This is a genomic window from Pseudomonas sp. R3-18-08, assembly GCF_003852065.1.
Lineage (GTDB): Bacteria > Pseudomonadota > Gammaproteobacteria > Pseudomonadales > Pseudomonadaceae > Aquipseudomonas.
Map to the genome: position 1 here is coordinate 5,260,594 of NZ_CP027729.1, position 25,407 is coordinate 5,286,000.

Here is a 25,407-nt window from a genome sequence, read left to right on the forward strand (position 1 = left end):
ACGCCTCGGTTCGCCCGGGGCGTTTTTGTTTTGAGCTGTGCTTGATGGAGCGATCATGTTTGTCCAGATTCTAGGTTCCGCCGCCGGCGGCGGCTTCCCGCAGTGGAACTGCAACTGCGTGAATTGCGCAGGTTTTCGTGATGGTAGCCTGCGGGCCCAGGCGCGGACCCAGTCGTCCATTGCGATTTCCGATGATGGTGTGAATTGGGTACTGTGCAACGCATCGCCGGATATCCGCGCACAACTGCAAGGGTTTGCGCCGATGCAACCGGGCCGCGCCCTGCGTGACACCGGCATCAGCGCGATCATCTTGATGGACAGCCAGATCGACCACACCACCGGCCTGCTGAGCCTGCGCGAGGGCTGCCCGCACCAAGTGTGGTGCACCGATATGGTCCATGAAGACCTGAGTACCGGTTTCCCGCTGTTCACCATGCTTACTCACTGGAACGGCGGCCTGGCCTGGAACCGTATTGAGCTGGACGCCAGCTTCACTATCCCGGCCTGCCCCAACCTGCGCTTCACGCCACTGCCGCTGCGCAGCGCCGCCCCGCCGTATTCGCCGCACCGCTTCGACCCGCACCCAGGCGACAACATCGGCCTGATCGTCGAAGACCTGCGCACTGGTGGCAAACTGTTCTACGCCCCAGGCCTGGGCAAGGTCGACGCGCCGCTGCTGGACATCATGGCCGGCAGCGACTGCCTGCTGGTGGACGGCACGATGTGGGATGACGACGAAATGCAGCGCCGTGGCGTCGGCACCCGCACCGGCCGCGAAATGGGCCACCTGGCGCAAAACGGTCCTGGCGGCATGCTCGAAGTGCTGGAACAGTTGCCCGAGCAGCGCAAAGTCCTTATCCACATCAACAACACCAACCCGATCCTCGATGAAGATTCCCCCGAGCGAGCCGAGCTGGTGCGGCGTAATGTCGAAGTAGCCTACGACGGCATGAGCATCGAGTTGTAGGAGACTCATATGACTGATACACCGATGACCCCCGAAGCATTCGAACACGCCTTGCGCGCCAAAGGCGCCTTCTACCACATTCATCACCCGTATCACGTGGCGATGTACGAAGGCCGCGCCACCCGCGAGCAGATCCAGGGCTGGGTCGCCAACCGTTTCTATTATCAGGTGAACATTCCCCTCAAGGACGCGGCGATCCTGGCCAACTGCCCGGACCGTGAAATCCGTCGCGAATGGATCCAGCGCCTGCTCGACCACGATGGCGCGCCCGGAGAAGACGGCGGCATCGAAGCCTGGCTGCGCCTGGGCCAAGCCGTCGGTCTCGACCCGGACCAACTGCGCTCCCAGGAACTGGTGCTGCCCGGCGTACGCTTTGCGGTAGACGCCTACGTTAACTTTGCCCGCCGCGCCAGTTGGCAAGAAGCCGCCAGCAGCTCCTTGACCGAACTGTTTGCGCCGCAGATCCACCAGTCGCGCCTCGACAGTTGGCCGCAGCATTACCCGTGGATCGACCCGGCCGGCTACGAATACTTCCGCACCCGCCTGGGCCAGGCCCGTCGCGACGTGGAACACGGGTTAGCGATCACCCTGCAGCACTACACCACCCGTGAAGGCCAGGAGCGCATGCTGGAAATTCTCCAGTTCAAACTGGACATCCTGTGGAGCATGCTTGACGCCATGAGCATGGCCTACGAATTGAACCGCCCGCCGTATCACAGCGTGACCGCGCAGCGGGTCTGGCATAAAGGGATCACCCTATGAGCTTTGATCGCAGCAGAAAACCGGCCTGGCGCCAAGGCTATCGCTACCAGTACGAACCCGCGCAAAAAGGCCATGTGTTGCTCTACCCCGAAGGCATGATCAAGCTCAACGACAGCGCCGCGCTGATTGGAGGCTTGATCGACGGTGAACGCGACGTGGCGGCCATCATCGCCGAGCTGGACCGGCAATTTCCCGGCGTGCCGGAACTCGGTGATGACATCGAGCAATTCATGGAGGTCGCCCGTGCCGAGCACTGGATCACCCTTGCCTGAAAAACCCGCCATCGGCCTGCCGCTGTGGCTGCTCGCCGAGCTGACTTACCGCTGCCCGCTGCAGTGCCCGTACTGCTCCAACCCGCTGGATTTTGCCGAGCAGGGCAAGGAGCTGAGCACCGAGCAATGGATCAAGGTCTTTCGCGAGGCCCGCGAGATGGGCGCCGCCCAGCTCGGGTTTTCCGGCGGCGAACCGCTGGTGCGCCAGGACCTCGCTGAGCTGATCTTTGAAGCGCGCAAGCTGGGGTTCTACACCAACCTGATCACCTCAGGCATTGGCCTGACCGAACAGAAGATCAGCGATTTCAAAAAGGCCGGCCTGGACCATATCCAGATCAGCTTCCAGGCCAGCGACGAACAGGTCAACAACCTGCTGGCCGGCTCGAAAAAAGCCTTCGCGCAAAAGCTCGAAATGGCTCGGGCGGTGAAAGCCCACGGTTACCCGATGGTGCTGAACTTCGTCACCCATCGGCATAACATCGACAAGATCGACCGCATTATCGAGCTGTGCATCGCCCTCGAAGCGGACTTTGTCGAGCTTGCCACCTGCCAGTTCTACGGCTGGGCGCAGCTAAATCGTGTGGGGTTATTGCCGACCAGGGAACAACTGGTACGCGCCGAACGCATTACCAACGAATACCGCGCCAAGCTCGAAGCCGAAGGCCACCCGTGCAAGCTGATTTTCGTTACGCCGGATTACTACGAAGAACGCCCGAAAGCCTGCATGAATGGCTGGGGCAGTATTTTTCTGACAGTGACACCGGACGGTACTGCGCTGCCCTGTCATGGCGCCCGACAGATGCCGGTGCAGTTTCCCAATGTGCGCGACCACAGCATGCAACACATCTGGTACGACTCGTTCGGCTTCAACCGTTTTCGCGGCTACGACTGGATGCCCGAGCCGTGCCGTTCATGCGATGAGAAGGAAAAGGACTTCGGCGGCTGCCGTTGCCAGGCCTTCATGCTCACGGGGGATGCGAGCAACGCCGACCCGGTGTGCAGCAAGTCCGAGCAGCACGGCATCATCCTTCAAGCGCGGGAAGAAGCCGAACACGCCACCCAGACCATCGAGCAACTGGCGTTTCGCAATGAGCGCAATTCACGTCTCATCGCCAAAGGCTGAGGGCCTCAGCGCTTGGCGATGATGTACACCGCGTGAATGATGCCGGGGAAGTAACCGCACAGGGTCAGCAGAATGTTCAGCCAGAACGCGCCGCCGAAGCCTACTTGCAGGAACACACCCAGTGGCGGCAGCAGAATGGCGATGATGATACGAATGATGTCCATGGGTCAGCTCCAGAAAATCGGCTCGTGTGAGCCGTGTAGCTAATCGACCTTGGCGCTTCGTGAGGGTTCAGTGGGTTCTGGCATTGGGCCAGCTCACGCCAGAATCTGCAGGCCATGCTTTTGAACGATGCTCAACAACTTGAGCGCCATGCCGCTGGGTTGTTTTTCGCCGGATTCCCACTGCTTTACTGTCGAGGCGCTGGTGTTCAGGTAGCGAGCGAACACCGGTTGGCTAACGTGGCTGCTTTCACGCAAGTGTTTGATTTGCTCGGCTTGCATTTGTGCAGGAACCGTTGCCAGACACGATTCGTCGAACTCACGAAGCGTGGTTTTGCCAATGGCACCAATTGTAAAAAGCGCTTCGGCAGATTGGTGAATGGACTCAAGCGCCTCACTTTTATATTTTCTGGTCATGATATATCTCCACAAACTCTGTTAGATCCAGCAATAGCTGAATCTGAGCATCGTTTAAATTTTCATAGATCTTCGCCAGCGACCGAAACCCATCCAGTTCACTCTGACTGATATTGCTCTGACTCTGCTTGGCGAACAGGAATTGATACACCCAGTAGTGCCTGCCTTTAGCCAAGACAATGGATCGATGACGATTTTGGTTCAGCCGCTTCTTCCATACGCCGCCTCCCAAATTGTCCGCCTGTCCATTGAGCAAATCGCTGAATGCTTCTTTTAACTCCGAATCGCTTATCCAAGCCTTGCTGGCCGCCTTCGCAAAATTCCGGGTTTTGAACAACCTGAGCTTCATGGAGATCCGTTCCGAGAAACATACCACCCAGTGGTATAGATTAGAAGAGGAGCACTGAGTGCCCCCATCGACAATCCTTGCCGAAGCCCGCTAAAAAGCCACTATTTCCAATGACGCACAAGCAACCTTTCCAGTCTAAAAATTACCCACGCAAAAAAACGCCCCCAGCCAAAAGAATCAGGCTGGAGGCGCCGCGTATCCCGCGAGACGGTTCAGGAAGTCGAGGTCAGACAGCGATGCCCTTGCGGCATTGCAGTTGGGCGGTACGTACCCGAGAGAAGGCGCGGGCAAGGCGCAGAAGCATTTCGTCGATATGGTTTTTGCTGACATTCAGGGCGGGGGTAAAACGCAGACAATCGGGCTGCGCAGCGGTGAGGATGAGGCCTTCGTGCAGCGCGGCCTTTACCACCGCAGCCGCAGAATCGTCCGACAGCGTGAGGCCCCATAGCAGACCGTTGCCGCGCAATTGTCCATGCTCATAACGGTGGGCCAGGCGCGCGAGGCCTTCTGCCAGGTAGTGGCCGGATTCGCGTACCTGTTCGAGAAAGCCGCTGGCCAACACGGCATTGAGTACCCCACTACCCGCTGACGCCATCAGCGCATTGCCGTGATGCGTGCCGTCCAGCTCGCCCGCTTCGAAACAACAGGCTGTGCCGCGCGCCAGCAATGCCGCCAGGGGCACGCCACCGCCCAGGCCTTTGCCGAGGGTAATGATGTCGGCGCGTACGCCGTATTGCTGTTCGGCGAGCAGGCTGGCGCAGCGGCCGATGCCAGTTTGCACTTCGTCAAGAATCAGCAGGATCCCCAGCTCGCGGCACAGGCGTTCGACGCCTTTGAGGTAGTGTTCGGTGGCGGGAATGACACCCGCGGCGCTCTGGATTGGCTCCAGCATGATGGCGACGGTGTGCGCATCGACGGCGGCATGCAGCGCCGGCAGATCGTTGAACGGCACATGACTGAAGCCCGGCAATAGCGGTTCGAAACGGTTTTCGCGGGCAACGGCCGAAGCCGACATCGCTGCGAAACCATGGCCATGGCAGCCGTTACCCGCCGTGATGATGTGATAAGCGCCGCCGCGATGCAGTTGGCCCCACTTGCGCGCGAGTCTGATCGCGGCTTCACAAGCCTCCCCACCGCTATTGAGCAGATAGGCCTGATCGCTGCCGGTGTGATGACACAGGCGCTCAACCAGGTCGAGCTGCGCCCGGTTATGCAAGCCCATGCCAGGGTTGATCACGGTTTGCATCTGTTCAGCAATGGCGTCGCGCACCGCTTGTGGACTATGGCCTAGGCTGTTGGCACCGCCGCCCTGGCTGAAATCCAGGTAGGCACGGTCGTCGCTGTCCGACAGCCAGGCGCCGTGACCCTGGACGAACACCTCGCAGGGGCGCGCGACAGTAGGCATCAGGCAATGGCTGGAAAAATCACGATGCGGATCATGAAGCACCAGGTCGTCAAGGCTCGGCGCGGCGCGCCGGAACAGGTTCACAGTTCACCCCTGACAGCAAGCGGACCTTGGTCGGTACCGGGCGCAAGCCCGGTGCTGAGGTGTTTTGTCTTGCCTATGTAAACGCCATTACCAAAAACGTTATTCATTGCCCGATCCGGCCCTGTAAGCCCTGCGAATAGGCGCTAGACTAGGCGTCTCAAGGGCCCACGGCCATTTCGATTTTCCAGCTTTTTCGATAAGCAAATCTTATGGATTTCAAGCAACTGCGTTATTTCGTCGCGGTGTATGAAGAAGGCCATGTAGGCCGTGCCGCCGAGCGTCTGTCGATTTCCCAGCCGGCCTTGTCGCAGCAGGTTCGCCAACTGGAGCAGAACCTGGATGTGAGCCTGTTCGAGCGCAGCAGCAAACGCCTGCTCCCTACGCTGGCGGCACACACGTTGTACAACCATGCCTTGCCCCTGATCGACGGCATGCAGCAAGCGGTGGAGGCGTTGCGCAACTTTAAAGGCCAGGCGATGCGCACCTTGGCCATCGGCGTGCTGCAAACCGTGCACACCAGCCTGGTGCCGCAGATGCTCGAGCGGGTGCGCAAGGCCCAACCCCACCTGGTGGTGCAGATCTACGAATTGACCGGGCTGGAAATCGAACGCCGGCTGCTCAACGGCTCGCTGGACATCGGTATCAGCTACCTGCCACCGCGCCAGCCGGGCCTGCATGGCGTGTTGTTGTATGAAGATGAATTGAAGGTGGTCATCCCTGAGCACCATCCCTTGCGGGAATTCAAGAAGGTTTCACTGAAACAGGCAGCCGAGTTGCCGATGTTGCTACTGGGCGAGGAATTTCAGGTGCGCCAGATCTGGCAGGCCCAGTTGGCCAACCTGGGCCGGCGCCCGCAGGTGCAGGCGGAGCTCAATACCATGGTGGGGATTCTCGACAGCCTGCCCCACACCCAGTTGGCCACTGTGCTGCCGGGGCGTTCACAAGACGAACACAACAGCCAGTCGCTGCTGTGGAAACCCTTGAGCGAACCCAGGGTGCCGTTGAAAGTCGGATTGGTGTGCCGTGACGTGCAGCGCCAGCAAGCGACGCTGGCGTTGCTGCGCACGTTGCTGGAAGACGTGATGAATGCCCCGCAGGCAGGCGCCTGACTTTTTCGCAGGCAAAAGAAAACCCCGCCGAAGCGGGGCTTTGCAGACTGTTTCCCTGACATCCATTTCACTCCGCCATCCTGGCAGAATCCTACGTGTCCGTGTTGTTGCTTTGCGCTTCCTGCGCGACGTCCATGTGAAGTAGATTATCCGTGGATCCAATATGGCGATAGAGGACGATTAGCAGCACGTCATGTAAGAGAATGCTTACATGCGCGCTTCGCCCCCTAGAACAGCGCTTCATCCATCAGGAACAGCGATTCGCTACCGGCTTTTACCGACGCACTCAACGAGTGAATGCGTGGCAACAGGCGCGCAAAGTAAAAGCGCGCAGTGCCCAGCTTGCTGGCATAGAAATCCTCTTCGGCCTCTTTGCCCAGCGCGGCCTTGGCCATGCGCGCCCACATATAGGCATACGCCATGTAACCGAACGCATGCAGGTATTCCACCGAGGCTGCGCCGATTTCATTCGGGTTGGTCTTGGCACGGTCCAGCACCCAGGCGGTCAGTTCATCCAGTTTATCCACTGCCGCGCCGAGCGGACGGGTGAACTCGCCCAATGCCTCGCCCGCAGTGGCGATGAACTGGCGGATCTCATCGGCGAACAAGGTGTAGAACGCGCCACCGCTGCCGACAATCTTGCGCCCCATCAAATCCAGCGCCTGGATACCATTGGTGCCTTCGTAGATCTGGGTGATGCGCACATCACGCACCAACTGCTCCTGGCCCCACTCGCGAATGTAGCCGTGGCCACCAAACACTTGCTGGCCGAGCACGGTGGTTTCCAGGCCCAGGTCCGTGAGGAATGCCTTGGCGACCGGCGTCAGCAGCGCCACCAGGTTGTCGGCGCGCTCGCGGGCGGCGGCGTCTTCGCTGAACTTGGCGATGTCCAGTTGCGTCGCGACGTAGGTGGAGAATGCACGGCCGCCTTCGTTCGCCGCCTTCATGGTCAGCAGCATGCGGCGCACGTCCGGGTGCACGATGATCGGGTCGGCGGGTTTTTCCGGGGCCTTGGCGCCCAATGGAGAGCGGCTCTGCAGCCGGTCGCGGGCATATTCAATCGCGTTCTGGTAGGAGCGCTCGCCGGAAGCCAGACCCTGGATGCCCACCCCCAGGCGCTCGTAGTTCATCATGGTGAACATCGCCGCCAAGCCACGGTTAGGCTCACCGACCAGGTAACCCACCGCTTCGTCGAAGTTCATCACGCACGTCGCGGAGGCCTGGATGCCCATCTTGTGTTCGATCGAACCGCAGTTCACCGGGTTGCGTGCGCCGAGGCTGCCGTCGGCGTTCACCATGAACTTCGGCACCAGGAACAGCGAGATGCCTTTGGGGCCCGCCGGTGCATCCGGCAGTTTTGCCAGCACCAGGTGGATGATGTTTTCGGTCAGGTCGTGTTCGCCGCCGGTAATGAAAATCTTGGTGCCGCTGACTTTGTAGGAACCGTCCGCTTGCGGCTCGGCCTTGGTGCGAATCATGCCCAGGTCGGTGCCGGCATGGGCTTCGGTCAGGCACATGGAACCGGCCCACTCGCCGGAATACATCTTCGGCAGATAGGTGGCCTTGAGTTCCTCGCTGGCGTGGGTATTGATCGACACGCAAGCGCCCGAGGTCAACATCGGGTACAGGCCGAAAGCCAGGCTGGACGAGTTGATCATCTCTTCGACCTGTGCCGACACCGCCTTGGGCATGCCCATGCCGCCGTATACCGGGTCGCCACCCACACCGACCCAGCCGCCTTCGGCGTAAGTCGCGTAGGCCTGGGGGAAACCGTCCGGCGTGGTGACCGCACCGTCCGTCCAGTGGCAGCCTTGCTCATCGCCGCCACGGCTTAACGGCGCGATGGATTTGGCGGTGACCTTGCCGGCTTCTTCGAGGATCGCTTCAACGGTTTCGGCGTCAACCGTGTCGGCCAGGGCAGGCAATTGGGCCCACGTCGTGGCGACTTCAAAAACTTCGTTGAGGACGAAGCGCATATCACGCAACGGCGCTTTGTAATCAGCCATGGCAAACCTCGTGAGAAGGTGAAAAGTGATTCGATAGGATCGGTTTTACAGACTCCGAGTGTACCCGAACAACTTTTCAGACACATAGGGTCCGTTCGTGACTATTAAGTATTTATAAGTCACGCCGACCCCGTTCGGCCTATAGGGAAAACGCCTGCGCCGGTAAGCTCATCAGGCAGTCGCTGCCCGCCTCCACGGCGGCCCGGTGCATGGATGTGCGCGGCAACAGGCGCTTGAAATAAAAGTCGCAGGTCGCAGTTTTGCCCTGGGCAAACCCGGGGTCGTCATGCGCCTGCGCCGCGATCGCCATGCGCAACCACAGGTAGGCGAGGATGATGTAACCGCTGTACATCAGGTAATCCATGGCCGCCGCGCCTACTTCGTCAGGATTTCTCATCGCTGCCGTGCCGACCTTCAGGGTCAGCTCACCCCATTGCTGGTTCAACTGGTTGAGCTGTTCTACAGCGGCCTTGAGTTGCGCATGCTCGGCATTGGCGACGCAGAACTTATGCACAATTCTGGTAAAGCCGCGCAGCAACTTGCCCTGGCTGCCCAGCACCTTGCGCCCCAGCAGGTCGAGGGCCTGGATACCATTGGTGCCTTCATAGATCGGCGCAATCCGGGCATCCCGGGCCAATTGCTCCATGCCCCACTCGCGAATGTAGCCATGGCCGCCGAATACCTGCATACCGTGGTTGGTCACCTCCAGCCCGGTTTCGGTCATGAAGGCTTTGCAGATCGGCGTGAGGAAGGCCAACAGGTCCTCGGCCTCCTGGCGCTGGCCGGCGTCGTCACTCAGGTGCGCCGTGTCGAGCAGCTGGGCGGTGAAGTAGGTCAGCGCGCGATTACCTTCGTTGAAGGCTTTCATGGTCAACAGCATGCGGCGGACGTCGGCATGCACGATGATCGGGTCGGCGGCTTTCTCCGGGGCCTTGGCGCCGGTCAACGAGCGCATTTGCAGGCGGTCGTTGGCGTATTTGATCGCGCCCTGGAAGCTCGCCTCGCCATTGCACAAGCCCTGCATGCCGGTGCCCAGGCGCGCGTGGTTCATCATGGTGAACATGCAGTTGAGGCCTTTGTTCGCCTCACCAATCAGGAAGCCTTTGGCGCCGTCGAAGTTCAGCACGCAGGTGGCCGAGGCCTTGATGCCCATTTTGTGCTCGATGGAGCCGCAGTGCACCGCGTTGCGTTCGCCGGAATCGGCATGGAACTTGGGCACGATAAACAACGAGATGCCTTTGGTGCCCGCCGGTGCATCCGGCAGTTTGGCCAGCACCAGGTGGATGATGTTGGCGCTCATGTCGTGCTCGCCGGCCGAGATGAAGATCTTGCTGCCCGTGACCGCGTAACTGCCGTCGGCCGCAGGTACGGCGCGGGTCTTGATCAAGCCCAGGTCGGTGCCGCAGTGGGCTTCGGTCAGGCACATGGTGCCGGTCCATTCGCCGGCGGTGAGCTTGGTCAGGTAAGTGGCTTTCTGTTCGTCGGTGCCGTGGGCGTGGATCGCTGACATTGCGCCGTGGGTCAGGCCTGGGTACATGCCCCAGGACGTGTTGCTGGAGCCGATCATCTCGCTCAGCACCAGCCCCAGGGACTGCGGCAAGCCTTGGCCGCCGTAGGCCGGGTCGGCCGCCAAGCCGTGCCAGCCGCCTTCCGCGTACAGGGCGAAGGCTTCCTTGAAGCCCTTGGGCGTGGTCACCACACCCCGATCGAAATGGCAGCCCTCTTCATCGCCGCTGCGATTGAGCGGCGCGAGTACGTTCTCGCAGAACTTCGCGCCCTCTTCGAGAATGGCGTTGACCATGTCGGGGCTGGCGTCCGTCGCGCCCAGGGCCGCGTAGTGGCCGTGGAAGTCGAACACGTTGTCGATCAGAAAGCGCATGTCGCGCAGGGGAGCTTTGTACTCAGGCATGGCAATGTCTCCGGCGGCAGATAGCTCAACCTACTGCCGCCCAACGCCTCGGACAATCACTGTAGCGCTGCTGAATACAGCACCATTACTCAACCGGCAGCACGCTCCATACGCACCGCACCGCGACGGTTCTGCCCGGCCGCAATCACGCAGTTGCGCCCGGCGCCCTTGGCGGCATACAGCGCCTGGTCGGCGCACTTGAGCACTTCTTCAGGGCTGCGCTGCTCGGCCTGGCGCTCGGCCACGCCGATGCTGACGGTTACCGACACACTCAAGGCGCCGCTGCCGGCCCGACGCTGGCGGCCTTGATGGTCGTCAGGGGGGCGGTCCGGGTTGCGCAATTTGATCGCATAGTTGGCGATGATCTCGCGGATTTCCTCCAGGTGCGGCAGGCATTCATCCAGGGTCTTGCCGGCGAACACCACGGCAAACTCTTCCCCACCGTAACGATAGGCGCGCCCGCCACCGTTGACCTTGGACAGCTTGCTCGCCACCAGGCGCAACACCTGGTCACCCACGTCATGGCCATGGGTGTCGTTGAACCGCTTGAAGTGGTCGACGTCGCCCATCGCCAGCACGTAGTTGCGGCCCAGCCGCTGCATGCGCTCGTTAAGGGCGCGGCGCCCCGGCAAGCCGGTCAGCTCATCGCGAAACGCCATTTGATACGCCTCGTGCGCCACACCGGCAGCGATCATCAGCATGACCTGGCTGCACATGATGTTGAGGGTAAACGGCAGGATGAAGGTTTGCGGCAGCATCCAGAACATCCCCAGCAACCCCACCAGCTGCGCGGCGTGCAGCGGGCGCGGCTGATACCAGTACTGGGCGGCCAGGGTGAGAAAGCCGATCAGAAACATCGGGTATGACAGCTGGATCAGGCTCATCCAGGCGCCATGCAGCGCCGGCCAGCGAATCTCGGCCAACCAGTCCAGCACGCCCTGGGGATAACTTTGCTCCAGTGCCAGCGCCACGCTGCCGACGGCCAGCAACACCGCGCAGCGTGCGACGAAGTCGCGGAACAAGTGGGTCCTTTCCTGCCACAGCGCATACACGCTGAACAGCACAGGCAACAGCAGGCAGCACAGATGAAACACCACGGCGGCGTCTTCGCGCACGCGGCCATTGTCGCGGTAGAAGTCGGTCTGGGTGTCGAGCAGGAAATACGCGACGTACACCGTGATCATCAGGAACAGTTCACGCTGGCGCCGATACACCGCGCAGTACGCACCGCCGAGCAACAGCACCAAGGTTGGCAGCACGTTGAACAGCGAGGTGAAGAAGACGTTGAGGTCTTTGAGATACGCAGCCGAGAGCCCGGCCAGCAACAGCAGCAACGAGGGCAGGAAATGGCTGAGCCGTAGGGCAGACACGCGTGACAAGGGTAAAACTCCGACCCGCAAAAAGTGATGGCATAGTGCCTCTGCGGGACCAGTTAAACACAACTAGTCCGGCATGTATCACATTGCCATCACTGTGACGGCACGGTCCGGTAATCCCTTAATGCCAGGGTGCAATTTTTATAGTCGACAGTGAATGTGGGAGGGGGCTTGCCCCCGATAGCGGTGGGTCAGCTACAGAGAGGCTGACTGATACACCGCTATCGGGAGCAAGCCCCCTCCCACATTTAGAAAAAAACCGCCACCCCTTAGGGCGGCGGTTTTAGAAGATCCCGGTGCGGCTTAGTAAGCCAGGCCGAAGTCTTCTTCTTTCATGTCCATCAGGTTGCTCGCGCCCGACAGCATGGTTGCCACGTGGGTGCGGGTACGCGGCAGAATGCGCTGGAAGTAGAAGCGCGCGGTCTGCAGCTTGGCGGTGTAGAACGCCTCTTCGGTGGTGCCGGCAGCCAGTTTTTCAGCGGCCAGGCGGGCCATATCGGCCCAGAAGTAAGCCAGGCACGCGTAACCGGAGTACATCAGGTAGTCCACCGAGGCGGCACCGACTTCTTCACGGTCTTTCATCGCGGCCATGCCGACCTTCATGGTCAACTCGCCCCATTCTTTGTTCAGCGCCGCCAGCGGAGTCACGAACTCCTGGACCGCGTCGTTGCCTTCGTTGGCCTGGCAGAACTTGTGGACGATCTTGGTGAAGCCCTTCAGCGCTTCGCCTTGGGTCATCAGCACTTTACGACCGAGCAGGTCCAGCGCCTGAATGCCGGTGGTGCCTTCGTACAGCATCGAAATACGGCTGTCGCGAACGTTCTGCTCCATGCCCCACTCAGCGATGAACCCGTGGCCGCCGTAGATCTGTACGCCGTGGTTGGCGGACTCGAAACCGACTTCGGTCATGAACGCCTTGGCGATCGGGGTCATGAAGGCCAGCAGGCCATCGGCCTGTTTCTTGGCTTCGTCATCGGTGCCGTACTTGACGATGTCCACTTGCTTGGCGGTGAAGTACACCATCGCACGGTTGCCTTCGGCGAAGGCTTTCATGGTCAGCAGCATGCGGCGTACGTCGGGGTGCACGATGATCGGGTCGGCGGCTTTGTCCGGCGCTTTCGGACCGGTCAGGGAGCGCATCTGCAAGCGATCACGCGCATATTTGAGGCCGCCCTGAAAGCCGATTTCGGCGTGGGCCAGGCCTTGCAGCGCAGTCCCCAGACGCGCGGTGTTCATAAAGGTGAACATGCAGTTCAGGCCTTTGTTCGCCGGGCCGATCAGGTAACCGGTAGCCGCGTCGAAGTTCATCACGCAGGTGGCGTTGCCGTGGATACCCATCTTGTGCTCCAGAGAGCCACAGGTCACCGCGTTGCGCTCGCCCACCGAACCATCGGCGTTGGGCAGAAACTTGGGCACGATGAACAACGAGATACCTTTGGTGCCAGCCGGTGCATCCGGCAGGCGCGCCAATACGATGTGGACGATGTTGTCGGCCATGTCGTGTTCACCGGCCGAGATGAAGATCTTGGTGCCGGAGACTTTGTAGGAACCGTCAGCCTGGGGTTCGGCCTTGGTGCGCAGCATGCCCAGGTCGGTGCCGCAGTGCGGCTCGGTCAGGCACATGGTGCCGGTCCACTCGCCCGAAACCAGTTTGGTCAGGTATGCGTCTTGCTGCTCGGGCGTGCCATGCTCGGAAATGGTGTTCATCGCGCCATGGGACAGGCCTGGGTACATGCCCCACGACCAGTTGGCTTCGCCGACCATTTCACTCACCGCCAGGCCCAGGGACTCCGGCAGGCCTTGGCCGCCGTGTGCCACGTCGTGAGCCAGGCTCGGCCAGCCGCCTTCGACGAACTGTTTGTAGGCTTCTTTGAAACCTGCTGGGGTTTTAACGCCTGACTCGCTCCAGGTACACCCTTCGATGTCACCCACGCGGTTCAACGGTGCCAGCACTTGCTCACAGAACTTGGCGCCTTCTTCCAGAATGGCGTCGACCATGTCCGGGGTAGCGTCCTGGCAAGCCGGCAGGCTCTGATAGTGCGCTTCATAGCCGAGCAGTTCGTCACGCACGAAGCGAATATCACGCAAGGGGGCCTTGTAGTCAGGCATAGCGATAAACCTCTGCTGATGTATCTGGGATGAACAACCGCGTGCATGTGTGATGGCGGTCAAACAGGTGTTTGAAACATACGTTTACGACCTGGGGTTGTCAAGCGTCGGCCCGATGCCGTTTGTCTTGATGCGGGTCAATGGCAGGCACGGCGAAGCCTGTGGCGTGATGCCACAGATCAAGAAGTGTAGGAGTTTGTCGGGAGGGCACGGAATGTGGGAGGGGGCTTGCTCCCGATAGCAGTAGGTCAGCTATGAATAAGCTGACTGATAGACCGCTATCGGGAGCAAGCCCCCTCCCACATTGTGACGTGCATTCAGAGTGAATCAGGCGTAGGTATCGATCAACGTACCGAGCATTTCGTCCGAAGCCTTGGCAACTTTTGCCCCCAGCTCCACTTGAAACTTGCCCTGGGCCATTTCGACCATATTGCTCGCCGAATTGGATGCCTGGGCACGATCATTGGCCTGCAGACGGTCGCTTTGCGCGGCCGATGGCTGGGTGGTCGCGGCGCTGGCAATGTTGCCGGCGGCCTGATCGACACGGCTCTGCCCGGCCTGAATGGTGCTCAGGCCCGAATAAAACGCGCTGCTTCCAGAGATTTCCATGGCGCAAGCCTGCCTTTAGAGAATCGTGATAGCCAATTGAACCAGACATCCTGGCAAAAGGCCCGCTAAAAACACTAATGGCATATTGCCTTAGCGATAGCCAAAATCAGTCAAGCAGGTCCATTTCCAGGTAGGCGGCCACCGCGGCTGCCCCGGCGTGCTTGAGTTTGGGCACTCGCCCCAGGCAAGGCGCCGGCAAACGCTCGGCCAAGGTGGCGAGGTTCTCTTCCAGACGAGAGGTCTTCGGATCGATGATATTGGCCACCCAACCGGCCAGCGGCAGACCATCTCGTGCGATCGCTTCGGCCGTGAGCAACGCGTGGCTGATACACCCCAGCCGCACCCCCACCACCAGAATCACCGGCAGCTTGAGCGCAATGGCCAGATCCGACAGATTGGCCTGGTCGGCCAGGGGCACGCGCCAACCGCCCGCGCCTTCGATCAAGGTGAAGTCCGCCTGGTGCGCCAGGATCCGCTGCATCGGCTTGAGCAGCAACTGCACCGTGAGCGCGACACCTGCCTCACGGGCAGCCAGATGTGGTGCAATCGCCGGTTCGAACGCCACCGGGTTTACCTCGGCATACGTCAACGGCAACGAACATTCGGCGAGCAGCGCCACGGCATCGGCATTGCGCAACCCCTTGGGCGTTACCTGGCAGCCCGAGGCCACGGGCTTTCCCGCCGCCGTGCTGTTGCCGGCTTGGCGCGCGGCATGCAGCAGGCCGGCAGCGATGGTGGTCTTGCCCACATCGGTGTCGGTACCGGTGATGAAATAAGCGGCGCTCATAGCGGTTTCTCCAGTACGGCATACACCACCTGATAGGTGGCGGGCAGGCCCCGGCCCTGGCGGAACTGCTCGTAAGCCTGGATCAATGCCGCGATTCGCGCACGGCCGGTCAACCCTCCCGGGCGCCCTGGGTTGAGGTTATGCGCGCCCAAGGCTTTCAATTCGTGGGTCAGGCTGCGTACGTCCGGGTAATGCAGTACATGGGCCCGTTGCTCCAGGCTCGCCACCCGAAAACCACTGGTGGCGCACAGCTGGTGATACGCCTCGAAAGTGCGGAAGCGGTTGACGTGAACCAGGCCATCCGCCGCGCGCCAGCTTTCGCGCAGCTCATCCAGCGTGCCCACGCACAGGCTGGCGAAGGCCATCACGCCGCCCGGTTGCAGCACGCGAAACGCTTCACTGAGGACCGCATCGAAATTCGCACACCACTGCACCGCCAGGCTGGAGAAGATCAGCTCGAAGCTGTCCGCCTTCAGCGGCAGGCGTTCCGCATCCCCCGCGACGAAGTGCTGCGCGCCGCCCAAAGGCCGCGCATGGTTGAGCATGCCCTCGGCAATATCCAGCGCCGTGCCTTGGCTGGCCGGCAGGCGCTCAGCCAGTGCACGGCTGAAATAGCCCGTGCCGCAGCCCAGGTCGAGCCAGCGCTGGGGCGCAAGGCCCGTCGGCAGCCGAGCGAGCAGTGCGTGCCCGACCGCCCGCTGTAACTCGGCCACGCTGTCGTAACTGGCGGCGGCTCGGGAGAACGACGCGGCCACCTGGCGCTTGTCCGGCAAGGCGCCCGGCAGAGGAGGATGGGATAGATCAGTCATCAGCATACTCATGCAAAAAAGCCTGGATGGCCCCCGCCACACCGTGGGGGTCTTCCAGAAGAAAAGCGTGACCGGCGTGTTCAATCAGGCCGATTTCCACATCGGGCAGCAGCGCCAGCAGTTCACTGGCCGCTTCGGCCGGCACCAGCCCGTCCTGACCGGCAAACAAATGCAGCTGTGGCCCGCGAAAGGCCTGCAAAGCGGCGCGGGTGTCCAGTTGGGCGAGCAACTCCAGGCCGGGCATCAACACGCTGGGCGCAGTGTTCGGTGCCCCGCTGACCAGCAGCCTCGACAGCCCGCGTGGGTCGGCGGCGCCTTTGGCGCACAACAGGCCAAAGCGCTTGAGGGTGACCTGGGAATCCGCGTGGCAGCCGGCGAGGAACGCGTCGAATGTTTCAGCGGGCATGGCATGCGGCCAATCAGCGTGGGCGACAAAACACGGATTGCTCGCCAGGGTGAGCAAACCGCAGCAACGCTCGCCGCGTCGCGCCGCCAGCTCTGCAGCGAGCATGCCGCCGAGGGACCAGCCGCCGAGCCAGACATTGTCCGGCAGCGTGGCATCCAGTTCGTCGAGCCATTCGGCCAGTTCGCTGCCGTCCAGTGCCGGCAAGGGCTCGACCTGCACCTGCAGGTGTTCATTCAAGCCCTGCAACGCCGCAGCCAGCGGCTCCAGCGGCGACACCCCCAGGCCCCAGCCGGGCAGCAGTACCAGTCGGTCACGCATGTTCGGGCTCCGTGGCGTTCAACAATCGGAAACATGCCTCCAACGCGTTTAACAATAGCTGCACCTGCGCCGCGCTGTGGGCCGCCGTCAATGTCACGCGCAAACGAGCACTGCCGGCGGGCACAGTGGGCGGGCGGATCGCGGTCACCATCAGCCCGCGCTCGCGCAGCATCTGCGACAGGCGCAGGGCCCGCGCGCTGTCGCCAATCAGGATCGGTTGGATCGGGGTAAAACTGTCCATCAGCGCCAGGCCGATCTGTTCGGCGCCCTGGCGGAACTGGCGAATCAACGCGTTGAGGTGCTCGCGTCGCCAATGCTCGCTGCGCAGCAGCTCGAGGCTTTTAAGGGTGGCGCAGGCCAATGCCGGTGGCTGGCTGGTGGTGTAGATGTACGGGCGGGCGAATTGGATCAGGCTTTCGATCAGTTCTTCACTGCCCGCCACAAAGGCCCCGGCGGTGCCGAACGCTTTGCCGAGGGTACCGACCAGTACCGGCACGTCGTCCTGGCTCAGGCCGAAATGTTCGACGATGCCCGCGCCATTGGCCCCCAGCGGGCCAAAGCCGTGGGCGTCATCCACCATCAACCAGGCACCTTTGGCCTTGGCTTCACGGGCCAGCGCCGGCAGATCGGCCAGGTCGCCATCCATGCTGAATACGCCATCGGTCACTACCAGCGTGTTACCGCAGGCTTTCTCCAGGCGCTTGGCCAAGCTGGCGGCGTCGTTATGCAGGTAGCGGTTGAAACGGGCCCCCGACAACAAGCCGGCATCCAGCAATGAGGCATGGTTGAGACGGTCTTCCAGCACCGTATCGCCCTGCCCCACCAACGCCGTGACCGCGCCGAGGTTGGCCATGTAGCCGGTGGTAAACAGCAACGCACGCGGGCGCCCGGTCAGGTCGGCCAGTGCTTCTTCCAGCGCATGGTGCGGCGTGGCGTGGCCCACCACCAAGTGCGACGCACCACCGCCCACGCCCCAACGGGACGCACCGGCGCGCCAGGCCTCGATCACCTGCGGATGGTTGGCCAGGCCCAGGTAGTCGTTATTGCAGAAGGCGAGCAGCGGCTGGCCGTCCACCACCACTTCCGGGCCCTGAGGGCTCTGCAGCAAGGGGCGTTGACGGTAAAGGTGTTCGGCACGGCGGGCAGCGAGGCGCGCGGCGAGATCGAAAGACATGCAGGCCTCGATTCAGCAGGGTGTTCGCGGTTCAAAAGGTGGGAGGGGGCTTGCCCCCGATAGCGGTGGTTCAGTCATACATATACTGGCTGAACTGCCCTCATCGGGGGCAAGCCCCCTCCCACATTTGGGATGCATTTCAATCAGACAGCGGCGGCGTTGTAGAACTGTTCGCTGCTTTTCTGCTCCACCAAGGCCTGTTCGATCGCCGCCTGATGCACTTCATCGGCGTGCTCCTCGCGGGCTTCCGGCAAGATGCCCAGGCGCGAGAACAGTTGCATGTCCTTGTCCGCCTGCGGGTTGGCGGTGGTCAGCAGCTTGTCGCCATAGAAAATCGAGTTGGCGCCGGCAAAGAACGCCAGCGCCTGCATCTGCTCGTTCATCGCCTCACGCCCAGCCGACAGGCGCACATGGGATTGCGGCATCAGGATGCGCGCCACCGCCAGCATGCGGATGAAGTCGAACGGGTCGATGTCGTCGGCATTTTCCAGCGGCGTACCGGCCACCTTGACCAGCATGTTGATCGGCACCGACTCCGGATGCTCCGGCAGGTTGGCCAGTTGGATCAGCAGGTTGGCACGGTCGTCCAGGGATTCGCCCATGCCGAGGATGCCGCCCGAGCAGATCTTCATCCCCGACTCACGCACGTAGGCCAGGGTTTGCAGACGCTCACCGTAGGTGCGCGTGGTGATGATCGACCCGTAGAATTCCGGCGAGGTATCCAGGTTGTGGTTGTAGTAATCAAGGCCAGCCTGAGCCAGCGCGGCGGTCTGGTTCTGGTCGAGACGGCCGAGGGTCATGCAGGTTTCCAGGCCCATGGCCTTTACGCCTTTGACCATCTCCAGCACGTAGGGCATGTCTTTGGCCGATGGATGTTTCCATGCGGCGCCCATGCAGAAACGCGTCGAGCCGATGGCCTTGGCGCGGGCGGCCTCTTCGAGAACCTTTTGCACCTCCATCAGTTTTTCTTTTTCCAGGCCGGTGTTGTAGTGACCCGACTGCGGACAATATTTGCAATCTTCCGGGCACGCGCCGGTTTTGATCGACAGCAGGGTGGATACCTGCACGCGGTTGGCGTCGAAATGCGCGCGGTGCACGGTCTGCGCCTGGAACAACAGGTCATTGAACGGCTGCACGAACAGTGCTTTGACTTCGGCCAAAGACCAATCGTGACGCAGGGTGGCAGAGGTGCTGGCGCTCATGGGTGATTCCTTGATTATGCTTAGGCTAACGCTGCGGGCAGGCAATACCCACAGGTACGACACGGATGCTCGGCATATTTAAGGAAGATTCATGCACTGTCAACCAACCAACAAACACCAAGTTTACATCTGGTTAAAAAGCGTACAGACCTGTTTAATCTGCGATGACCGGGCTGATAGCGTCGATTGTGTGTGCAACGCCTGTGAAACCGAGCTGCCATGGCTGATGGAGCAGTGCGACGTGTGCGCCCTGCCCTTGCCGATGGACGGGTTGATTTGCGGCCAATGCCAGAAGCACCCACCCGCATATAAACAGGTGATCGCGCCCTGGACCTACAGTTTCCCGGTGGACAGCCTGATCAGCCGGTTCAAGCACCAGGCACGCTGGCCCTTGGGGCACTTGCTGGGGCGCCTGTTCGGAAGATTCCTGCACCACCGGTTCGAGAATGCCGAACTCAGCCGCCCCGATTGCCTGCTGCCGGTGCCGATGCCACCCAAACGTCTGCGCCAGCGCGGTTATAACCAGGCCGCGATGCTGGCGCGCTGGCTCAGCAGCGACCTGGACATCCCCTACGATGAACACCTGCTGTTACGTCCCCATGAAACCGTTGCGCAACAAGACCTCGACGCCAAGACGCGCAAGCGCAACCTGCGCAATGCCTTCGCCCTGGCACCCGGCGCCTGGGTGCAGGGACGTCACCTGGCGCTGGTTGACGATGTACTGACCACCGGCGCCACCGCCCATAGCCTGGCGCGGTTATTGATGCAGGCCGGTGCGCGCCAGGTCGATGTGTATTGCCTGGCCCGCACGCCAAAACCCGGCACGTGACTTGACTCCCGTGCCGCTGGGCGGCAACGTCCGCTCATTCCAGCCAAGCGTGTCCACATGCCTCTGACCTCCCCGCTCAGCCAGCACATCATCCGCCGCCCCCAGCGCATTGCACTGCTGGGGCATATCGCCGAGCAGGGCTCCATCACCCGCGCCGCCAAAAGTGCCGGGTTGAGCTACAAGGCCGCCTGGGACGCCATCGATGAGCTGAACAACCTGGCGCAAAAGCCCCTGGTGGAGCGCAGCGTCGGCGGCAAAGGCGGTGGCGGCGCCAGGCTGACCGCCGAAGGTGAACGCGTGCTGCGCCTCTATCAGCGCCTGCAAGTGCTGCAAGCCGAAGTGCTCGCTACGGACGAAGCAGCCCGCGACTTCAACCTGCTGGGGCGCCTGATGCTGCGCACCAGTGCGCGCAATCAACTGCACGGCCAGGTCAGCGCCATTGAGCGCCATGGGCGTAATGACCGGGTCCGCCTGCAATTGGCTGGCGGCCTGCACCTGGATGCACACATCACCCACGACAGCACGCAACGGCTGGAGCTTGAGGCCGGCGTCGAAGTGGTTGCCCTGATCAAGGCCGGGTGGTTGGAATTGCTGGCTATCGGGCATGCCGCAACACCTGGACACAATTGCATGAGCGGCGTGATCGAGGCGGTTCTCGACGCTGAAGACGGCCCCAGCGAAGTGCGCATCGGCCTGCCCAACGGTCAGGTGCTGTGTGCCCTGGCGCAGCCCGCCGCACTTACCGCACTCAATGCCGCGCAAGGCCAGCCGATCCAAGTGCAGTTCGCCCCCGGCAATGTATTGCTCGGCACCCCGGTGTAGCGGCACGCGCCATCAAACTGCAACAATTTCGTCACGCGCGCTCCTTAAGGTATCTGCAAAAACCGTAGGGAGCCTGACATGAACTTATTAGAAGAAAACCAAGCCACCGACCTCGAACAGATGGTCGGCCTCACCCGTCGCCGCTTCATCGGCGCCGGCGCCCTGTGCGGCGCTGCGATGTTCCTGGGCGGCAACCTGCTCAGCCGCAGTGCGCTGGCCGTGAACGCCGCCTCCGCCAGCCCGTTGCTGGGATTTGCCAGCATCGGCGCCGCTACCCGCGATACCCTCACCCTGCCGCCCGGCTACAGCGCCTCGGTGCTGATCAGTTGGGGCCAGCCCTTGAGCAAGCGCGCCCCAGCCTTCGACCCCAGCGGCAACGGCACCGCCGAGGCCCAGGAACAACAGTTCGGCGACAACAACGACGGCATGAGCCTGTTTCCCTTCCCCGGTGACGACCGCCGCGCACTGATGGCGATCAACAACGAATACACCAACTACCGCTACCTCTACGCCCATGGCGACGCGCCGCAATCGGCCGAAGACGTGCGCAAGGCGTTGGCCAGCGAAGGCGTTTCGGTGATCGAAATACAGCGCAAGGGCGATACCTGGCAGTTCGTCCAGGATTCACGCTACAACCGGCGCATCCACGGCAACACGCCGATCCGCCTGAGCGGGCCTGCCGCCGGCCACGACTGGTTGAAAACCCGCGCCGACAAAACCGGCAAGAAAGCCCTCGGCACCTTCCAGAACTGCGCCAACGGCAAGACGCCGTGGGGCACTTACCTGACCTGCGAAGAGAACTTCACCGACTGCTTCGGCAGCAGCGACCCACAGCAAACCTTCGACGCCGGGCAAAAACGCTATGGCGTGGTCGCCGCCAGCAAAGACATCCACTGGCACACCCACGACCCGCGCTTCGACATGGCCAAGAACCCCAACGAACTCAACCGCCATGGCTGGGTAGTGGAAATCGACCCGTTCGACCCGCAATCCACACCGGTCAAGCGCACCGCCCTGGGCCGCTTCAAGCACGAAAACGCCGCGCTGGCAGAAACCCGCGATGGTCGCGCCGTGGTGTACATGGGCGACGACGAGCGCGGCGAGTTCATCTACAAGTTCGTCAGCCGCGATCGGATCGACCATAACAACCCGAAAGCCAACAAGGATCTGCTCGATCACGGCACCTTGTACGTGGCGATCTTCGACGCGGGCGATGGCGATGCCGATCACCCCAAGGGCAAAGGCCAATGGGTCGAACTCACCCACGGCAAAAATGGCATCGATGCCAGCAGCGGCTTTGCCAGCCAGGCCGAAGTGCTGATTCATGCCCGCTTGGCTGCCAGCGTGGTGAAAGCCACGCGCATGGACCGCCCGGAATGGATCGTGGTCAGCCCCACCGACGGCCAGGTCTATTGCACACTCACCAACAACGCCAAGCGCGGCGAAGACGGCCAGCCGGTGGGCGGGCCCAACCCGCGAGAAAAGAACGTGTATGGCCAGATCCTGCGCTGGAAAGCCGACGCCGATAACCACGGTGCCACGGACTTCACCTGGGACCTGTTCGTGGTCGCCGGCAACCCCGGCGTGCACGCGGGCTCGCCGAAGGGCGGCTCGTCCAACATCAACCCGCAAAATATGTTCAACAGCCCGGACGGCCTGGGTTTCGACAAGGCCGGCCGCCTGTGGATCCTCACCGACGGCGACTACAGCAACGCAGGCGACTTCGCCGGCATGGGCAATAACCAGATGCTCTGTGCAGATCCTGCTACTGGAGAAATCCGCCGGTTCATGGTCGGGCCGGTGGCGTGTGAAGTGACCGGGATCAGCTTTTCGCCGGATCAGAAAACCCTGTTCGTGGGCATTCAGCATCCGGGTGAAACCGGGGGGTCGACCTGGCCGGAGCACCTGGCAAATGGCAAGCCGCGTTCGTCGGTGGTGGCGATTCGGCGTGATGATGGCGGGGTTGTCGGCGCCTGACAAACCGCTATCGGGGGCAAGCCCCCTCCCACATTTTGAACTGCGGATACATTCAAGTGTGGGAGGGGGCTTGCCCCCGATGGCGATAGCACAGCCCCCACCTATCTCAAGCCCGGTGCGTTACCATACCCGGCCGGACGCGGCGCCCTGCTGCGCGCAGGAGTTCGCATGGCCCACCCGTTTGAAACACTCACTCCCGACCTGGTGCTCGACGCCGTCGAAAGCATCGGCTTTCTCAGCGACGCCCGTGTATTGGCGCTCAACAGCTACGAAAACCGCGTGTATCAGGTGGGCATCGAAGACTCCGAACCCCTGATCGCCAAGTTCTACCGGCCCCAGCGCTGGACCAACGAAGCGATCCTGGAAGAGCACCGTTTCACCTTCGAACTGGCCGACTGCGAAGTACCGGTGGTCGCCCCGCTGATCCACAACGGCGAAAGCCTGTTCGAACACGCAGGTTTCCGCTTCACTCTGTTTCCACGCCGTGGCGGCCGGGCGCCGGAGCCGGGTAACCTCGATCAGCTCTATCGCCTCGGGCAATTGCTCGGGCGTTTGCATGCCGTGGGTTCCACCCGCCCGTTCGAACACCGCGAAGCGCTCGGCGTGAAGAACTTCGGTCACGATTCCCTGACCACGTTGCTCGAAGGCAACTTCATTCCCAAGAGCCTGTTACCGGCCTACGAGTCCGTGGCCCGCGACCTGCTCAAGCGTGTGGAAGAGGTCTACAAGGCCACCCCGCACAAGAACATCCGCATGCACGGTGACTGCCACCCCGGCAACATGATGTGCCGCGACGAAATGTTCCACATCGTCGACCTGGATGACTGCCGCATGGGCCCGGCGGTGCAGGACCTGTGGATGATGCTCGCGGGTGATCGCCAGGAATGCCTGGGCCAACTGTCGGAATTGATGGACGGTTACCAGGAGTTCCACGACTTCGACCCACGGGAACTGGCCCTGATCGAACCCTTGCGCGCCCTGCGCCTGATGCACTACAGCGCCTGGCTGGCGCGACGTTGGGAAGACCCGGCATTTCCCCACAGCTTCCCGTGGTTTGGCAGCGAGCGCTACTGGGGCGATCAGGTGCTGGCGTTGCGTGAGCAACTGTCGGCGCTCAATGAAGAACCCCTCAAACTTTTCTGACCGCTTTCGCTTTATGTGGGAGGGGGCTTGCCCCCGATGATGGTATACCTGTCAGCCTATCTTTAGCTGACACACTGCTATCGGGGGCAAGCCCCCTCCCACATAGAGCAAAGCAGATCCCATTGCCCGGCAAATATCCTTACAATCGCGCTTTGTTAGCTGCCTAAGCAAGGATTCTGCAATGCACGCCGCCAACCCTCGCAAGGGGTACATCCTGGGCCTGAGTGCCTATGTCATCTGGGGTCTGTTCCCGCTCTATTTCAAAGCCATTGCCAGTGTGCCCGCCGCCGAGATCATCGTGCATCGCGTGCTGTGGTCGGCGCTGTTCGGCGGTTTGCTGTTGATGGTATGGAAACACCCAGGCTGGTTTCGCGAGCTGCGCGACAACCCCAAACGCCTGGCGATCCTCGCCCTCAGTGGCTCGCTGATCGCCGCCAACTGGCTGACCTACGTGTGGTCGGTCAACACCGGGCGCATGCTTGAAGCAAGCCTGGGCTACTACATCAACCCGCTGGTGAATGTGCTGCTCGGCATGCTCCTGCTCGGCGAACGCCTGCGTCGCCTGCAATGGGTGGCGGTGGGTTTGGCGGCGGTCGGTGTGGCGCAACAGGTGTGGCAGGTCGGCAGCTTGCCATGGGTGTCATTGGTGTTGGCGCTGACGTTTGGCTTCTATGGCCTGATTCGCAAGCAGGCGCCGGTCAAAGCGCTGCCGGGGCTGGTGGTGGAAACCTGGATGCTGGTGCCGATTGCCATCGCGTGGTTGCTGTTCAACCCGACGGCGCACAGTGCACAACTGCCGTTCTGGAGCACCTCCGAGGCCTGGTGGCTGGTGGCGGCCGGGCCCGTCACGCTGGTCCCGCTGGTGTGTTTCAACGCCGCCGCACGGCATTTGCCCTACACCGCACTGGGCTTTCTACAGTACGTCGCGCCCACGCTGGTGCTGCTGGAAGCCGTGCTGCTGTTCGGCGAACATCTGGCGCCCAGTACGTTGATCGCCTTCGCCTTCATCTGGGCCGGCCTGGTTATCTACAGCCTGGATGCCTGGCTGACCATGCGCAAACGCTGATCAAATAACGTACAACCTCCTGCAAGCCACATTTTTCGTGGCTTGCAGCGATTCACCCCAAGGTTATCCACAACCTGATCCCCGCCATTTGTGCACAAGCCATTGAAACTGTTCGTTTTTTGCTCAGGTGGCGAAGAGCCCCGGGCGGCGTGGCCTGGCGTCGGGTCTCTACAGGTTATCCACAGGCCCATGCAAGATTTCCATGCATAACCTTGT

The 25,407-nt window shown here is 61.7% G+C and carries 24 protein-coding genes; 10 read left to right on the forward strand and 14 right to left on the reverse strand.

Annotation, left to right across the window (positions count from 1 at the left end; genetic code table 11):
• The first annotated feature begins 55 nt into the window (after positions 1 to 55).
• From pqqB to pqqE, 4 genes are read left to right on the forward strand one after another with little or no spacing between them, the layout of a single operon-like run.
• Positions 56 to 967, forward strand: coding sequence for a pyrroloquinoline quinone biosynthesis protein PqqB (gene pqqB / locus C4J92_RS24240; RefSeq protein ID WP_078739427.1), 912 nt, complete (start codon positions 56 to 58; stop codon positions 965 to 967).
• Between the two features lie 9 nt (positions 968 to 976).
• Positions 977 to 1,729, forward strand: a complete 753-nt coding sequence (pqqC, locus tag C4J92_RS24245; protein WP_124368575.1) for a pyrroloquinoline-quinone synthase PqqC — start codon at positions 977 to 979, stop codon at positions 1,727 to 1,729.
• Positions 1,726 to 2,001, forward strand: coding sequence for a pyrroloquinoline quinone biosynthesis peptide chaperone PqqD (gene pqqD, locus C4J92_RS24250; protein ID WP_124368576.1), 276 nt, complete (start codon positions 1,726 to 1,728; stop codon positions 1,999 to 2,001). Before pqqC ends, pqqD begins: the two co-directional genes overlap by 4 nt.
• Positions 1,943 to 3,124: a pyrroloquinoline quinone biosynthesis protein PqqE gene (pqqE, locus tag C4J92_RS24255; protein WP_124364668.1), complete on the forward strand. Its 1,182-nt coding sequence runs from the start codon at positions 1,943 to 1,945 to the stop codon at positions 3,122 to 3,124. Before pqqD ends, pqqE begins: the two co-directional genes overlap by 59 nt.
• 5 nt (positions 3,125 to 3,129) lie before the next feature.
• Here the strand turns inward: pqqE and C4J92_RS24260 are convergent, their stop codons facing one another.
• The 4 genes from C4J92_RS24260 to C4J92_RS24275 form a co-directional block, all read right to left on the reverse strand.
• Positions 3,130 to 3,288: a YqaE/Pmp3 family membrane protein gene (locus C4J92_RS24260; RefSeq protein ID WP_003194776.1), complete on the reverse strand. Its 159-nt coding sequence runs from the start codon at positions 3,286 to 3,288 to the stop codon at positions 3,130 to 3,132.
• A 93-nt stretch (positions 3,289 to 3,381) separates the two neighbouring features.
• Entirely contained in the window at positions 3,382 to 3,702 is a 321-nt protein-coding gene (locus C4J92_RS24265) for a DNA-binding transcriptional regulator (protein ID WP_124405455.1), read from the reverse strand.
• Complete coding sequence (locus tag C4J92_RS24270; RefSeq protein WP_124405456.1) at positions 3,686 to 4,051, reverse strand: type II toxin-antitoxin system RelE/ParE family toxin; 366 nt, start codon at positions 4,049 to 4,051, stop codon at positions 3,686 to 3,688. The genes C4J92_RS24265 and C4J92_RS24270 overlap by 17 nt, the downstream gene beginning before the upstream one ends.
• 226 nt (positions 4,052 to 4,277) lie before the next feature.
• Positions 4,278 to 5,540, reverse strand: a complete 1,263-nt coding sequence (locus C4J92_RS24275; RefSeq protein WP_124405457.1) for an aspartate aminotransferase family protein — start codon at positions 5,538 to 5,540, stop codon at positions 4,278 to 4,280.
• 209 nt (positions 5,541 to 5,749) lie between these two features.
• Between C4J92_RS24275 and C4J92_RS24280 the strand changes: the two genes are divergently transcribed.
• The gene (locus C4J92_RS24280) at positions 5,750 to 6,649 is read left to right on the forward strand and encodes a LysR family transcriptional regulator (protein WP_124405458.1); all 900 of its coding nucleotides are present in this window, start codon (positions 5,750 to 5,752) and stop codon (positions 6,647 to 6,649) included.
• A 227-nt stretch (positions 6,650 to 6,876) separates the two neighbouring features.
• Here the strand turns inward: C4J92_RS24280 and C4J92_RS24285 are convergent, their stop codons facing one another.
• The 10 genes from C4J92_RS24285 to bioB all read right to left on the reverse strand — a co-directional run bounded on the left by C4J92_RS24285 (position 6,877) and on the right by bioB (position 19,354).
• Positions 6,877 to 8,655, reverse strand: coding sequence for an acyl-CoA dehydrogenase C-terminal domain-containing protein (locus tag C4J92_RS24285; protein WP_124405459.1), 1,779 nt, complete (start codon positions 8,653 to 8,655; stop codon positions 6,877 to 6,879).
• Between the two features lie 139 nt (positions 8,656 to 8,794).
• Positions 8,795 to 10,564: an acyl-CoA dehydrogenase C-terminal domain-containing protein gene (locus tag C4J92_RS24290; RefSeq protein ID WP_124405460.1), complete on the reverse strand. Its 1,770-nt coding sequence runs from the start codon at positions 10,562 to 10,564 to the stop codon at positions 8,795 to 8,797.
• Between the two features lie 89 nt (positions 10,565 to 10,653).
• The gene (locus tag C4J92_RS24295; protein WP_124405461.1) at positions 10,654 to 11,943 is read right to left on the reverse strand and encodes a diguanylate cyclase; all 1,290 of its coding nucleotides are present in this window, start codon (positions 11,941 to 11,943) and stop codon (positions 10,654 to 10,656) included.
• 300 nt (positions 11,944 to 12,243) lie between these two features.
• Positions 12,244 to 14,049: a phenylacyl-CoA dehydrogenase gene (locus C4J92_RS24300; RefSeq protein WP_124405462.1), complete on the reverse strand. Its 1,806-nt coding sequence runs from the start codon at positions 14,047 to 14,049 to the stop codon at positions 12,244 to 12,246.
• A 327-nt stretch (positions 14,050 to 14,376) separates the two neighbouring features.
• Positions 14,377 to 14,658: a pyrroloquinoline quinone biosynthesis protein PqqE gene (locus tag C4J92_RS24305; protein ID WP_124364675.1), complete on the reverse strand. Its 282-nt coding sequence runs from the start codon at positions 14,656 to 14,658 to the stop codon at positions 14,377 to 14,379.
• A gap of 106 nt (positions 14,659 to 14,764) precedes the next feature.
• Positions 14,765 to 15,445 carry a dethiobiotin synthase gene (gene bioD, locus C4J92_RS24310; protein WP_124405463.1) on the reverse strand — a complete coding sequence of 227 codons (681 nt, stop codon included), beginning with the start codon at positions 15,443 to 15,445 and terminating at the stop codon, positions 14,765 to 14,767.
• Positions 15,442 to 16,254, reverse strand: a complete 813-nt coding sequence (gene bioC, locus C4J92_RS24315; RefSeq protein ID WP_124405464.1) for a malonyl-ACP O-methyltransferase BioC — start codon at positions 16,252 to 16,254, stop codon at positions 15,442 to 15,444. The genes bioD and bioC overlap by 4 nt, the downstream gene beginning before the upstream one ends.
• The gene (locus C4J92_RS24320; RefSeq protein ID WP_124405465.1) at positions 16,247 to 16,978 is read right to left on the reverse strand and encodes an alpha/beta fold hydrolase; all 732 of its coding nucleotides are present in this window, start codon (positions 16,976 to 16,978) and stop codon (positions 16,247 to 16,249) included. The genes bioC and C4J92_RS24320 overlap by 8 nt, the downstream gene beginning before the upstream one ends.
• A complete protein-coding gene (gene bioF, locus C4J92_RS24325; RefSeq protein WP_124405466.1) occupies positions 16,971 to 18,152 on the reverse strand; it encodes an 8-amino-7-oxononanoate synthase in 1,182 nt (393 codons plus the stop codon). Before bioF ends, C4J92_RS24320 begins: the two co-directional genes overlap by 8 nt.
• A gap of 143 nt (positions 18,153 to 18,295) precedes the next feature.
• Positions 18,296 to 19,354 carry a biotin synthase BioB gene (gene bioB / locus C4J92_RS24330; RefSeq protein ID WP_124405467.1) on the reverse strand — a complete coding sequence of 353 codons (1,059 nt, stop codon included), beginning with the start codon at positions 19,352 to 19,354 and terminating at the stop codon, positions 18,296 to 18,298.
• A 91-nt stretch (positions 19,355 to 19,445) separates the two neighbouring features.
• Between bioB and C4J92_RS24335 the strand changes: the two genes are divergently transcribed.
• From C4J92_RS24335 to rarD, 5 genes are all read left to right on the forward strand, one after another.
• A complete protein-coding gene (locus tag C4J92_RS24335) occupies positions 19,446 to 20,183 on the forward strand; it encodes a ComF family protein (protein WP_124405468.1) in 738 nt (245 codons plus the stop codon).
• 57 nt (positions 20,184 to 20,240) lie between these two features.
• Complete coding sequence (locus C4J92_RS24340) at positions 20,241 to 21,005, forward strand: TOBE domain-containing protein (RefSeq protein WP_124405469.1); 765 nt, start codon at positions 20,241 to 20,243, stop codon at positions 21,003 to 21,005.
• Between the two features lie 78 nt (positions 21,006 to 21,083).
• Complete coding sequence (locus tag C4J92_RS24345; RefSeq protein WP_124405470.1) at positions 21,084 to 22,982, forward strand: PhoX family phosphatase; 1,899 nt, start codon at positions 21,084 to 21,086, stop codon at positions 22,980 to 22,982.
• 168 nt (positions 22,983 to 23,150) lie between these two features.
• Complete coding sequence (locus C4J92_RS24350) at positions 23,151 to 24,125, forward strand: serine/threonine protein kinase (protein ID WP_124405471.1); 975 nt, start codon at positions 23,151 to 23,153, stop codon at positions 24,123 to 24,125.
• Positions 24,126 to 24,306: 181 nt separating this feature from the next.
• On the forward strand, positions 24,307 to 25,191 hold the full coding sequence (rarD, locus tag C4J92_RS24355; RefSeq protein WP_124372074.1) for an EamA family transporter RarD: 885 nt from the start codon (positions 24,307 to 24,309) through the stop codon (positions 25,189 to 25,191).
• The last annotated feature ends 216 nt before the right edge of the window (positions 25,192 to 25,407 follow it).

What these genes read in the sequence shown, in the direction of transcription:
- C4J92_RS24340 (WP_124405469.1), top strand. Translation starts at nt 20,241, where the DNA reads ATGCCTCTGACCTCCCCGCTCAGCCAGCACATCATCCGCCGCCCCCAG.
- C4J92_RS24335 (WP_124405468.1), top strand. Translation starts at nt 19,446, where the DNA reads ATGCACTGTCAACCAACCAACAAACACCAAGTTTACATCTGGTTAAAA.
- bioB (WP_124405467.1), bottom strand. Translation starts at nt 19,354, where the DNA reads ATGAGCGCCAGCACCTCTGCCACCCTGCGTCACGATTGGTCTTTGGCC.
- C4J92_RS24350 (WP_124405471.1), top strand. Translation starts at nt 23,151, where the DNA reads ATGGCCCACCCGTTTGAAACACTCACTCCCGACCTGGTGCTCGACGCC.
- C4J92_RS24290 (WP_124405460.1), bottom strand. Translation starts at nt 10,564, where the DNA reads ATGCCTGAGTACAAAGCTCCCCTGCGCGACATGCGCTTTCTGATCGAC.
- C4J92_RS24265 (WP_124405455.1), bottom strand. Translation starts at nt 3,702, where the DNA reads ATGACCAGAAAATATAAAAGTGAGGCGCTTGAGTCCATTCACCAATCT.
- C4J92_RS24305 (WP_124364675.1), bottom strand. Translation starts at nt 14,658, where the DNA reads ATGGAAATCTCTGGAAGCAGCGCGTTTTATTCGGGCCTGAGCACCATT.
- bioD (WP_124405463.1), bottom strand. Translation starts at nt 15,445, where the DNA reads ATGAGCGCCGCTTATTTCATCACCGGTACCGACACCGATGTGGGCAAG.
- pqqB (WP_078739427.1), top strand. Translation starts at nt 56, where the DNA reads ATGTTTGTCCAGATTCTAGGTTCCGCCGCCGGCGGCGGCTTCCCGCAG.
- pqqE (WP_124364668.1), top strand. Translation starts at nt 1,943, where the DNA reads ATGACATCGAGCAATTCATGGAGGTCGCCCGTGCCGAGCACTGGATCA.
- C4J92_RS24320 (WP_124405465.1), bottom strand. Translation starts at nt 16,978, where the DNA reads ATGCGTGACCGACTGGTACTGCTGCCCGGCTGGGGCCTGGGGGTGTCG.
- rarD (WP_124372074.1), top strand. Translation starts at nt 24,307, where the DNA reads ATGCACGCCGCCAACCCTCGCAAGGGGTACATCCTGGGCCTGAGTGCC.
- C4J92_RS24270 (WP_124405456.1), bottom strand. Translation starts at nt 4,051, where the DNA reads ATGAAGCTCAGGTTGTTCAAAACCCGGAATTTTGCGAAGGCGGCCAGC.
- C4J92_RS24285 (WP_124405459.1), bottom strand. Translation starts at nt 8,655, where the DNA reads ATGGCTGATTACAAAGCGCCGTTGCGTGATATGCGCTTCGTCCTCAAC.
- pqqD (WP_124368576.1), top strand. Translation starts at nt 1,726, where the DNA reads ATGAGCTTTGATCGCAGCAGAAAACCGGCCTGGCGCCAAGGCTATCGC.
- C4J92_RS24300 (WP_124405462.1), bottom strand. Translation starts at nt 14,049, where the DNA reads ATGCCTGACTACAAGGCCCCCTTGCGTGATATTCGCTTCGTGCGTGAC.
- bioC (WP_124405464.1), bottom strand. Translation starts at nt 16,254, where the DNA reads ATGACTGATCTATCCCATCCTCCTCTGCCGGGCGCCTTGCCGGACAAG.
- C4J92_RS24345 (WP_124405470.1), top strand. Translation starts at nt 21,084, where the DNA reads ATGAACTTATTAGAAGAAAACCAAGCCACCGACCTCGAACAGATGGTC.
- bioF (WP_124405466.1), bottom strand. Translation starts at nt 18,152, where the DNA reads ATGTCTTTCGATCTCGCCGCGCGCCTCGCTGCCCGCCGTGCCGAACAC.
- C4J92_RS24260 (WP_003194776.1), bottom strand. Translation starts at nt 3,288, where the DNA reads ATGGACATCATTCGTATCATCATCGCCATTCTGCTGCCGCCACTGGGT.
- C4J92_RS24280 (WP_124405458.1), top strand. Translation starts at nt 5,750, where the DNA reads ATGGATTTCAAGCAACTGCGTTATTTCGTCGCGGTGTATGAAGAAGGC.
- pqqC (WP_124368575.1), top strand. Translation starts at nt 977, where the DNA reads ATGACTGATACACCGATGACCCCCGAAGCATTCGAACACGCCTTGCGC.